At 71.2% G+C, this 9,650-nt stretch carries 11 protein-coding genes; 7 read left to right on the top strand and 4 right to left on the bottom strand.

The window, feature by feature from the left end:
• Positions 1–237 precede the first annotated feature (237 nt).
• The 4 genes from ACZ4VT_RS24810 (at position 238) to ACZ4VT_RS24795 (ending at position 2,815) form a co-directional block, all read left to right on the top strand.
• Positions 238–576 (top strand): MerR family transcriptional regulator, encoded by a 339-nt coding sequence (locus tag ACZ4VT_RS24810; protein WP_467952777.1) that lies wholly within the window; start codon positions 238–240, stop codon positions 574–576.
• A gap of 269 nt (positions 577–845) precedes the next feature.
• Positions 846–1,121: an isoamylase early set domain-containing protein gene (locus tag ACZ4VT_RS24805; RefSeq protein WP_467952775.1), complete on the top strand. Its 276-nt coding sequence runs from the start codon at positions 846–848 to the stop codon at positions 1,119–1,121.
• Between the two features lie 360 nt (positions 1,122–1,481).
• Positions 1,482–2,009, top strand: a complete 528-nt coding sequence (locus ACZ4VT_RS24800; protein WP_467952773.1) for a DUF402 domain-containing protein — start codon at positions 1,482–1,484, stop codon at positions 2,007–2,009.
• 368 nt (positions 2,010–2,377) lie between these two features.
• Positions 2,378–2,815 carry a multinuclear nonheme iron-dependent oxidase gene (locus tag ACZ4VT_RS24795; RefSeq protein WP_467952771.1) on the top strand — a complete coding sequence of 146 codons (438 nt, stop codon included), beginning with the start codon at positions 2,378–2,380 and terminating at the stop codon, positions 2,813–2,815.
• A gap of 53 nt (positions 2,816–2,868) precedes the next feature.
• Here the strand turns inward: ACZ4VT_RS24795 and ACZ4VT_RS24790 are convergent, their stop codons facing one another.
• The 3 genes from ACZ4VT_RS24790 to ACZ4VT_RS24780 all read right to left on the bottom strand — a co-directional run bounded on the left by ACZ4VT_RS24790 (position 2,869) and on the right by ACZ4VT_RS24780 (position 6,326).
• Entirely contained in the window at positions 2,869–4,452 is a 1,584-nt protein-coding gene (locus tag ACZ4VT_RS24790; RefSeq protein ID WP_467952769.1) for an alpha/beta hydrolase, read from the bottom strand.
• A gap of 753 nt (positions 4,453–5,205) precedes the next feature.
• Positions 5,206–5,913 (bottom strand): NADPH-dependent F420 reductase, encoded by a 708-nt coding sequence (locus tag ACZ4VT_RS24785; protein ID WP_467952768.1) that lies wholly within the window; start codon positions 5,911–5,913, stop codon positions 5,206–5,208.
• Entirely contained in the window at positions 5,910–6,326 is a 417-nt protein-coding gene (locus ACZ4VT_RS24780; protein ID WP_467952766.1) for a VOC family protein, read from the bottom strand. Before ACZ4VT_RS24780 ends, ACZ4VT_RS24785 begins: the two co-directional genes overlap by 4 nt.
• A 120-nt stretch (positions 6,327–6,446) precedes the next feature.
• Here ACZ4VT_RS24780 and ACZ4VT_RS24775 point away from each other — a divergent pair, with 120 nt between their 5' ends.
• The 3 genes from ACZ4VT_RS24775 (at position 6,447) to ACZ4VT_RS24765 (ending at position 8,167) form a co-directional block, all read left to right on the top strand.
• Positions 6,447–7,016, top strand: coding sequence for a TetR/AcrR family transcriptional regulator (locus ACZ4VT_RS24775; RefSeq protein ID WP_467952764.1), 570 nt, complete (start codon positions 6,447–6,449; stop codon positions 7,014–7,016).
• Between the two features lie 512 nt (positions 7,017–7,528).
• Positions 7,529–7,957, top strand: a complete 429-nt coding sequence (locus ACZ4VT_RS24770) for a DUF6098 family protein (RefSeq protein WP_467952763.1) — start codon at positions 7,529–7,531, stop codon at positions 7,955–7,957.
• A gap of 30 nt (positions 7,958–7,987) precedes the next feature.
• Entirely contained in the window at positions 7,988–8,167 is a 180-nt protein-coding gene (locus tag ACZ4VT_RS24765; RefSeq protein WP_467952761.1) for a hypothetical protein, read from the top strand.
• 238 nt (positions 8,168–8,405) lie between these two features.
• Here ACZ4VT_RS24765 and ACZ4VT_RS24760 read toward each other — a convergent pair whose 3' ends face one another.
• Positions 8,406–9,560, bottom strand: coding sequence for an MFS transporter (locus tag ACZ4VT_RS24760; protein ID WP_467952786.1), 1,155 nt, complete (start codon positions 9,558–9,560; stop codon positions 8,406–8,408).
• Positions 9,561–9,650 lie beyond the last annotated feature (90 nt).

The following is a 9,650-nucleotide window of genomic DNA, read 5'->3' as shown; positions in this document are numbered from 1 at the left end:
CAAAAAAAAGGGGGGGGGTGGGGGGAGGGGAGGGGGGGGGGGGGGGGGTGGTGGGGGGGGGGGGGGGTGGGGGGGGGGGGGGGGGGTGTGGGGGGGGGGGGGGGGGGGGGGGGGGGGGGGTTGGTGGGGGGGGGGGGGGGGGGGGGGGGGGGGGGGGGGGGGGGGGGTGTGGTTTTTGGGGGGCTGGGGGGCCACCCCCCCCCGGGCCCCCTCCACGCGTTCCATGAGAGAGGTGCAATGACAGCAGACGACTCGTTCGGCCGTCTCGATGACGACGACTACCCCGCCTACACCATGGGCCGGGCCGCCGAAATGCTCGGCACCACCCAGGGCTTCCTCCGTGCCGTCGGCGAAGCCCGCCTGATCACCCCACTCCGTTCCGCGGGCGGTCACCGCCGCTACTCCCGCTACCAGCTGCGCATCGCGGCCCGCGCCCGGGAGCTCGTCGACCAGGGCACCCCGATCGAGGCAGCCTGCCGGATCGTCATTCTCGAAGACCAGCTCGAAGAAGCCCAGCGCATCAACGCCGAATACCGCCGCGCCAGCGAACCACCCCAACCGCCCGTCACAACGTAGAACCGCGCCGGGCACACGCCGCTGGGCGGCCCTCGGCGGTCCATCCCGCGCTGGCCATCGGTGCCCCCACGGGCGGCCCGAGCGGGCCGCGGCCCTCCCTCAGCCTGGCGGGGTCCTGGCCTGGGCGGCGCAGGTGCATTCGCGTCACAGGGTGTGGTGGGCGGGTGATGCCCGGGCGCGCGGGCGGCCGGGTCGGCACGTGGTGGGCGGGCCTGCCCCCGACGATGGGCGGCGTACCCCGTTCGCCACCCCCGTCAGGAGCCTGCCCCATGCTGGAGCGCACGCTGAAGAAGGACCGTACCGAGGTCACCTTCATCCTTCCCGCGGACGTTCCGCCGGGTCCGGTCAGCGTGGTCGGTGACTTCAACGACTGGCAGCCCGGCGTCCACACCCTCAAGGCGCGCAAGGACGGCAAGCGGGCGGTCACGGTCGCGCTGCCCATGGAGAGCGTCCACTCGTTCCGCTACCTGGCCGCGGGCGACTACTGGTTCAACGACGAGAGCGCCGTCGACCAGGACGGCCCCAACAGCCGCCTCCACACCTGACCCTCAGCGACCAGGACCGGATCCGGCACGGTGGATGCCGGCTCCGTCCCCGGCGGGGAGGGCATGCGGACGGCGGTGGCCTGCGACATGCGGCACCTCACGTTCATGGACGTCACCGGCCCGCACGGCCTGACCGCCTTCGCCAACTGGCAGCCCCGGCCGCTGCGCCTCATGCGAATTACGGCGGATCCACCCAACTGCTGCGCCGCTCCCTTCAGAGCTCCGCTACTGCCACCCGAGCGGCCGGAGCCGCAAGAGCCGCCCGGCAGGACACTTCGAGGCGGGTCACGGCCCCCTCCCGTTAGGCGCGCCGGGCGCGCGCGGACAGCTTCGCCGACGTTGTCGGGTTAGCGTTTTGGCATGGTCAAAGAGGGCACTTCCGTGCTGGTCGATGTTCGGAAGTACGACGGCAGTCTGAGCGCGCGGTGGACTGCTGTCCGGCTGGGTGAGGACGAGCACGGCGTGTGGTTGGGCACGGCGCAGGGTGTTCCCGTCAGTTCGTCCACGGGCGAGGAACCAAGCCGGTTCGCGCACGTGATGCTCGTCCCGCGCGGTGAGTGGTGGACGGCCACATTCTGTGCCGACCCGGGCCCCGAGGTGTACTGCGACGTGTGCACGGTTCCCGAGTGGAACGCGGACGGGACCGTCCTGCGCACGGTGGACCTCGATCTCGATGTCGTGCGGCCCCGGGGCGGCGAGGCCCATATCGAGGACGAGGACCAGTTCGCCGAACGCCGAATGCGCTACGGCTACCCGGACAGCGTCGTCGACGCGGCCCGACAGACCTGCGAGTGGTTGATGCAGAGGGTCCGCCGCGAACCTGATGGTGGTGAGGGCGTCGAACCCTTCGCCTCGGCGTACCGCTACTGGCTTGGCCTCATCGGATAGGCCCGCATCAGCAAGTCCTGGGGGAGGGGCGTACGCAGGGGCGGTACGACTGCGTCGCTGTCCCCGCCCCCTGGAGCGCCTGCCACGGTGATGCGGTGGGGCCGGTGCTGGAGTGACATGCCGACGCCGGGATCCGCTGCACCGACCTGTCCCGTGCGCGCCACGGGCACCTTCTGCTGATACCAGATCAGGTCACCTCAGCCGCTGAATACCCGAGGCCGGGATGGCGCGACCGACCGACCCCGACGATCTGGCGGAGGTCAATGCCGACCGGCTCTGACCGAGCGGTAGGAAAGGAGAGGGAAAGAACAGCGTGGCGATCGCCTCGAACGAATCCCTCTCTGGCGGAGATCGTCGATCGTACGGGAGTGCTCCTGCTGGTCGACGTGGCCAACCTGCACATCGCGCACGTCAATTTCGGCCAGGATCCGGAACAGGTGCTGGATCGCCTGCCGCTGGAGCGACTGGCCTACGTCCACGTCGCCGGCGGCGTCCTGCGGGACGGGCTGTGGCACGACACCCACCGGCATCCGCTGACCGGTCCCGTGCTGGACGTGCTGGCCGTCGCGAAGCGGCGGGACGGCGTGAGCCGGGTCCGGCCCGATCTGCGCGAGGCACTGGAGCCGCGGTTCCGTGCCCTGTTCGACGCCTACGCCAGCGCACACCCGAAGCCGGCCCGTGGCGGCAGCGGCGCGGACCCGCAGGCGTTCGTCCAGCACCTGACGACGCAGGGCCCGCTTCCGCCGCAGCCCGGCAGGTCCCGCGGACACGGAGGGCCGCACTGCGCCGGCTGGTGTGTGCGCTGACGTTCCGCTGCCGTTCCGCTGACGTTCCGCGGTGAACACGGCGGGGGAGGAGGTCAGCGGCAGCGTGTCCCTTCCGCGGGGAGACGGTCCTCGGTCAGGTAGGCGTCCACGGCGTCGGTGACGCACGCTCTGCCGGTGGCCCGGTAGGCGCCGTGGCCGTCGCCGTCGTACGTCAGCAGGGTCCCGGACTCCAGCTGTCCGGCCAGGTTCTGGGCCCAGGCGTAGGGCGTGGCCGGGTCCCGGGTGGTGCCCACGACCAGGATCGGCGCCGCCCCGGGGGCCTTGATCTCGCGGGGCTTGTCGACCGGCCGCACCGGCCAGAACGCGCAGGACAGCGCAGCCCACGCGACGTACGTGCCGAAGAGGGGCGATGCCTGCCTCAGGGCCGGAAGCTGCTGCTGAACCTGCTGGGCCGTGGTCGTCGGCGACGGCCCGTCCAGGCAGTTGATCGCCTGGTTGGCGTCGAGCAGATTGGTGTAGTGGCCGTCCTGGTCACGTCCGGAGAACAGGTCGGCCAGGGCGAGCAGCGTTGCGCCCTTGCCGACCTGGGCCTCGGCCAGGCCGGTACGCAGGGCGGGCCAGGAATCCTTGGCGAACAAGGCGGTCAACACGCCGGCGGCGGCGAGCGACTCGTTGACCGTCCGCGTGCCGTCACCTGGCAGTGGTTCACCGTCGGCGCGCCGCAGGAGGCCGGCCAGCCGCTGCCGGGCGGTGGCCGTATCCCGGCCCAGCGGGCAGTCGGCACGCGGCACGCAGTCGGCCAGGAAGGCGTCCAGCGCCGTCTCGAAGCCCACCGCCTTGGCGCGGAGCGCCGCCGGCGACCACGGCGGCCACATGCGGGGATCGATAGCGGCGTCCAGCACCAGGCGGCCCGTCCTGGCGGGGAACCGCTCGGCATAGACCGCGCCCAGGTAGGTGCCGTACGACTGGCCCAGGTAGTGCAGCTTCGCATCGCCCAAGGTGGCGCGCAGCACGTCCATGTCCCGGGCCGCCTCGACGGTGGAGACGTGAGCGAGGAGGTCACCGGGGGTGTTGGCACGGCACGCCTCGGCGACGTCCCGGCCGGAGGTCACGAACCGGTCCACCTCGGCCTGGTCGTCAGGGGTGCCGTCGATCTGGGACTGCTGGTCCTTCTGGCGGTCCGTCAGGCAGTGGACGGCCGTGCTCAGGCCGACCCCTCGCGGGTCGAAGCCCACGACGTCAAACCGGGACCGCAACCGGTCGCTGAACTGGAACCGGCCCCACTTGCCTACCGCCTCCACACCGGATCCCCCGGGACCTCCCGGGTTGTACACCAGGGAGCCGATCCGACCGGTCCGGTCGTCGGCAGGATCGCGGATCAGCGCCAGCTCGATCGTCTTCCCACCCGGTGCGGCATAGTCGAGCGGAACCTTCAGCTGTCCGCATTCGAAGCCGCCGCCCTGGCACGCGGTCCAGGTGATCTTCTGTTCGTAGAAGGGACGGAGCGCTGCGCCGTCGGCGGGCGTGGCCGACCCGGCCCCGGGCCTCTCCGATACCCCGGTGCACCCGGCGGCCAGCAGCCCCAGCACCAGAGCACCGACGGCGGACCGGCGTAGAGCCGCCCTGGCGGCGTCGGCACGGCCTCGGGACGGCGGATCCGGCACGGCTGCGGCCATGGTGGTTCTCCTTCCGGCCAAGCGCCACGGCTTCGAGTAAAGCCGCCCCGGATGACCCCGGCATGTCAGGGGATCCATATGCGTCTCAGCCCCGCCGAGCTGGTGCCACCGGCGGCCGAAGCCCGGCCGGGTCGGGGGAGAGGCGCGGCCGGTGGGACGGCCGAACCCGGAGCCTCCGGCCCGGCAAGCCGGGCCGGACCGGCGGGCGCCATCGTCGCCACCGAACTCCTCACGGGCGCAAGTGTCCCGCCGGCTCGTAGCCGCCGCTCAAGGGTGTGGAACGGCGAGTTCGCTTCCTGCCACGCGGCGGTCTTGGCGGAGTCGTCGACCAGCGTGCAGGGCACGACCACGGCGCGGTCGGTGACCTGCAACGTCTTCACAGGAGGAGGCTGGTGGCTGATCAGCACAGGCGGCGGGCGGGTACTGCTTGTTGATCACCGGTGGGAGATCGAGCACGTAGGTGGGCCGGGTCGGCTTGGAGGGGCGGTCGTTCGCCATGAACCCGCCCACGCCCAGCAGGAGACGGATATAGCTCGGCAGGCCGGCTGGCCAACGGCGGATTCGTCGTAGTCGTGCCGTAGTCGTCCCTGCGCTCTGGCCCGGTTCGTGAGCCTTTCCCGTATCACTGCTGGGCAGAGTCCAACAGGGCAGGCGCCGGGAGGTGAGGGCGTCCGGCCGACCTGGTGTCGCGTCCTCGGTGCACCGATGGCCGTGGCCGGCACGGAGGCGGTAGGCGTGGCTTCGTCTCGATGCTCAGCGGATGACCTTGATGCCGAAGCGGGCGCCGCCGAGCGCGAACTGGATGGCGCTGTGCATGTGGGCGTACATCTCCATGCCGCGGGAGGAGACGATCGGGCCGAGGTCGAGGACGTCCTGCCAGCCGTAGGCCCGTAGGAGCTCGGTGACCTGCTGCTTCGCGTCGGGGTCCTCGCCGGCGATGAACATCGTGTGTTCACCGTCGCCGACGGTCTTGGGGTCGACGGCCGTGTCCTGTTCCTGGGTGACGCAGGCCTTGACCACGTTCGTGGCGGGCAGGGCGCGCTGGAGGCGCTCGCCCAGGCTGTCGGAGTCCACCGGGTCGAGGGCGGGCATCACGCCCCATGGGGTGGGCCAGGGGTGTTCCCGCTCCGGGTTGTAGACGAAGGGGACGGCGTAGTCCATCAGGGTCTTGCCGGCCAGCTGTTCGCCGATCGCGGTGAGTTCCCTTACCGCGTTGGCGCCGTCGATGCCGTTGATGACCAGGTCGGCGGTCCGTGCCGCGTCGCCGAAGGTCATGAGTTCGATGCCGGGGTGGCCGGCGAGCCACTGTCCGAACGGCGGGGTGCCCATGAAGTCGGGCTCGGTGCGACCGAGCGTGATCTGCGGGTCGCGGGTGCCCACGGCCACCTCGTGGCCGAGCTCCAGCAGCTTGGCGGCGTGGGCGCGGCCTCCGCCGCCGGTACCGAGGACTGCGATCTTCATGCCGACACTCCGCTCTCGTGACCGTTCTCATTGCCGGTTTGACACAGGAACCAGTGGTTGCCCCACGGGTCCTCGAAGACCGCGACCATGACGGGGCCGGTCTGCCGCGGCGGTGCGGCGACCTTGCCGCCGTGGCGCTCGACCTCGGTGAGGGTGGCGTCGATGTCCTCGGTCCCGAGGAAGGGCACCGCCTTGCCGGTCTGCCAGAACTTCGACAGGTCGCCGGACTGCGGGTTGCCCTCCCACATCAGCCCGACCTGGGCGCCGCCCGGGCCGGTCCCCATGATCGGGTAACCCGGGATGTCCGCCTCGACGGTCCAGCCGAAGGCGTCCAGGTAGAAGCGGCGGGCGTCGTCGTGCGCCTCGCGGGGGACGGTGACGTCCACCAGGTTCAGGGGGTGTGCGCTTGCCATGACTCTCTCCATTCACAGGGCCCCCCGCCGACTACTCCTCCACCATAACATTGGTACGGACGTCCGTACCAATAGAATGATGCGAGAGTGATCCGTACCCCGACAAGGAGCCTGACCACCGTGACCGAGAAGACCCGCCGCACACGCCGACACGACCCCGACCGCCGGGAGCGGATCACCGAAGTGGCCGAGGAGCTGATCGCCGAACGCGGCTTGGAAGGACTGACCCACCGGGCCATCGCCGAGCGGGCCGACGTCTCGCTCTCCTCGACCACGTACCACTTCGCCGACCGCGAGGCACTGATCCGCGCCGCCCTGGAGCGCGCCGCCGACCGGTTCGCCGGCTTCGTACGGTCCTGGGCCGAGGAGTACGCCACCGCCGGCCCCGACCAGATCGCCGAGGCACTCGCCGACAGCGTCATGGCCTGCCTGGGCGAAGGCCGCACCAACGCAGCCGTCGACTACGAACTGCACGTCGCCGCCCTGCGCCGCCCGGAACTGCGCGAGGCGGCCAGCCTGTCGGCGCGGGTCAGCACCGAGGTCATGACCCCCCTGGTCGGCCCCGTCGCCGCCGCGACCATCCCCCCGCTGATGACAGGACTGTGCCTGCACGCGATGACGGCACCCACACCGCCCACCCGCGACGAGGTCCTCACCATCCTCCGCAACGCCTTGCGTCCGCCGCAGTGAGCAGAGCGACGGACGGCAACGGACCCAACCCGAAGGGGAAACGTCGGAGCAGCACCACGACAGCTGCCCAGCTCAGTCGTGCCCAGCGGATGCGCGCGGTCGGTGGCGTGCGGGCAGCCCGCGGCGTGGACGGTGGCCGGACGGCCGTGGACGCGGCCGTCGAGCAGCCACGCCCACCGGGCCGGCGCCGAGGTGTGAGTACGGGGGCGGGCGGGGACGCGACCGAGGTCCACCCCGGGCAGCGGGCGCAGCTGCTCGGCGGTGACCCGCGGTCCTCAGGCCTATGCCGGTCTGAACGCCGCCCTCCATCAAGCAGTACCTGCCCGGGAAACAGGCATGGTGGCATGGTTGGGCGTGGACGGAATCTCCGTGACCGCGTCGCTCTCAGCCGCCGCGGCCTTTGCCCAGCTCCACCCCCAGGTGCCGTCCGGTGCCCAGGCCGCGACATCGCCACTATCTCGCGAGGCGCTGGGTAGCAGCCCTTCATGGATGGCGTTCGGGACCGGTCGCGGATGGCGGTCATCGAATCGTTGGATGAGCTGACGGGATTGCTCTCCAGCCGCCACGGGCTTTACGTGCGCTGGTCGAGAGGCCCGCAGTTTGATCTTTTCCCCGAGTCGTCGAGCAGGGACGAGCTCACGGGTGTCGAGCTGCCGGGCCTGTCGGCGAACCTTATGGACGTCGAGGACTGGTGGGGGCCGCGGCCGCTGAGGACGTGGGCCGCGCGACGGCTGTACGACTACTCCCATCTGCCGCGAGTGAAGGACAGCCGGGTCAGGCCTTGGCTGCTCCTTGGCACTGAGGCCGGGCGCGGGCCTGACAACGAACCCCTCGTACGGGACGTAGAGCCCTTGGGGTGGGTAGATCAGAAAGTAATCAACGAAGCGGAAGAGGAGATCAAGCAGCAGCAAGGCGTATGGGGGCCACTCAACCGCAGGTGACCTCCTTGACACTCGGAGAGGACCGAGATCATGGGTGATGCACAGCAGCCGGAGGCACGGCGTAGTGGGAAGGGCGCCGCGACCCCGCAGGAAAGCAGGCACCTCAAGGCCGGCCAGCCGAAGAACCCGAAGAAGGCGGGCGAGGACCGGGAAGACCGGTCTCAGACGGGCGGTCCCACCCCGCGGGAGCAGCGTCCCGACCACCCGTGACGCCGTGAGACCGCCGACATGGCTCGGTGCAGCCCCTTCTCCCAGGGAGGAGACCGTATTTGACATGTGGAGCTATAGCCACGAGTCGCATTACCGGCCCGGGCTCCCGCTTGGTCGGGTTCCAGGTCGAGGCCGGCGACGGACACGTCAGTGAGGTTGCCGAGTACACCGAGGAAGCGGACGCTTCCCACATCGTCGTGGCTGCAATAGGTGTGGTGCTGTCGCCGGTTCGGGTGAGTCATTGCTTCCGGTTGCGGGTGTGGACCCCGAGGGCTGTGACAGCGGCAGTGATCGACAACGCCGCGAGCAGAGCGAACAGAGCGGGGTAGCCGCCGAGGGGTCCGGCCAGGACCGCGCCGGCGAAGGGAGCGAGGGCGGCTGCGGCGTGGGCCGGTGCGCCGAGGAGCCCGGAGAGCCGTCCGTAGTGGGTGGTGCCCCAGCGGTCGGTCACAGCGGTGGCCTGGAGCAGGGTGAGGTTGCCCCGGATTACCCCCGCGAGGACGGATACCGCGACGAGTAGGGCGTACGGGCCGGCCACGATTGCGAGGGCTGCGGTGGTGAGGGCGCTGAGTGCGATCAGGGTGACGGTGCGGGCGGTGACCCCAAGGCGGCGGGTGAGGGTCGCGTACAGGCTGCGGCCGAGGGTTTGGCCCGCGCCACCGAGCCCGAGGGCCCATGCGGCCTCGGCAGTGGTGTAGCCGCGTTCGATCAGGAGGGGGACGAGGCCGATGACGACGGCGTACATGGCGAACGCGGAGAGGGTGAAGGTGGCGGCCAGCATCCAGAACGCCCGGCTGCGCACGACCTGCTCGTGGCCGCCGGTGAGGTGCGGCGGGCTCGCAGGAGCCGGTGGCCAGGGGGCTTTGAGGGCGATGGCGTGGGCCGGGACGGTCACGACGGCGAGGAGGCCGGCGAGGACCGCGTAGGTGGCGCGCCAGGACATGTGGTCGGCGAGTATCGCGGTCAGGGGTGCGAAGACGGTGGAGGCGAGTCCGCCGGCGAGGGTGACGATGGTGAGTGCGCGGATGTGGTCGGGGGCCCACCAGCGGGTGAGGGCGGCGAAGGCAGGCTGGTAGAAGATTGCGGCCATCGCCGCTCCGCCGAGCAACCATCCGGCGAAGAAGACGGCCAGGTTGGGAGCTGCGGCGATCACCAGCAGGCTCAGGGCCCCCAGGACGGAGCCGGCCGTCATGACGGTGCGGGGCCCGCGGTGGTCCAGAACGCGGCCGACATGGATCCCGGCAACAGCGGAGACGACGAGGGAGGCGGAGAACGCTGCGGTGGTTGCTCCCGCGCTCCAGCCGGTGTCGGCGGTGATGGCCGGGTTGAGGACGGGGAAGGCGTAGTAGACGATGCCCCAGCTGGTGATCTGGGTGAGACACAGGGCGGGCAGGACGGCGGGGGGGGGGGGGGGGGGGGGGGGGGGGGGGGGGGGGGGGGGGGGGGGGGGGGGGTGGGGGGCCCCCCCGCGGCACGGGAAAAA

It is taken from the genome of Streptomyces sp. NPDC029164 (assembly GCF_055563995.1).
The sequence above is the reverse complement of the archived record's forward strand: the minus strand, read 5'-3'. Positions and strand labels throughout refer to the sequence as shown.

Bases quoted from the DNA above. Each gene is read 5' to 3' on its own strand.
- ACZ4VT_RS24780 (WP_467952766.1), bottom strand. From the start codon at position 6,326: ATGGCAAGCGCACACCCCCTGAACCTGGTGGACGTCACCGTCCCCCGC.
- ACZ4VT_RS24805 (WP_467952775.1), top strand. From the start codon at position 846: ATGCTGGAGCGCACGCTGAAGAAGGACCGTACCGAGGTCACCTTCATC.
- ACZ4VT_RS24770 (WP_467952763.1), top strand. From the start codon at position 7,529: ATGGCGGTCATCGAATCGTTGGATGAGCTGACGGGATTGCTCTCCAGC.
- ACZ4VT_RS24790 (WP_467952769.1), bottom strand. From the start codon at position 4,452: ATGGCCGCAGCCGTGCCGGATCCGCCGTCCCGAGGCCGTGCCGACGCC.
- ACZ4VT_RS24800 (WP_467952773.1), top strand. From the start codon at position 1,482: ATGGTCAAAGAGGGCACTTCCGTGCTGGTCGATGTTCGGAAGTACGAC.
- ACZ4VT_RS24765 (WP_467952761.1), top strand. From the start codon at position 7,988: ATGGGTGATGCACAGCAGCCGGAGGCACGGCGTAGTGGGAAGGGCGCC.
- ACZ4VT_RS24785 (WP_467952768.1), bottom strand. From the start codon at position 5,913: ATGAAGATCGCAGTCCTCGGTACCGGCGGCGGAGGCCGCGCCCACGCC.
- ACZ4VT_RS24810 (WP_467952777.1), top strand. From the start codon at position 238: ATGACAGCAGACGACTCGTTCGGCCGTCTCGATGACGACGACTACCCC.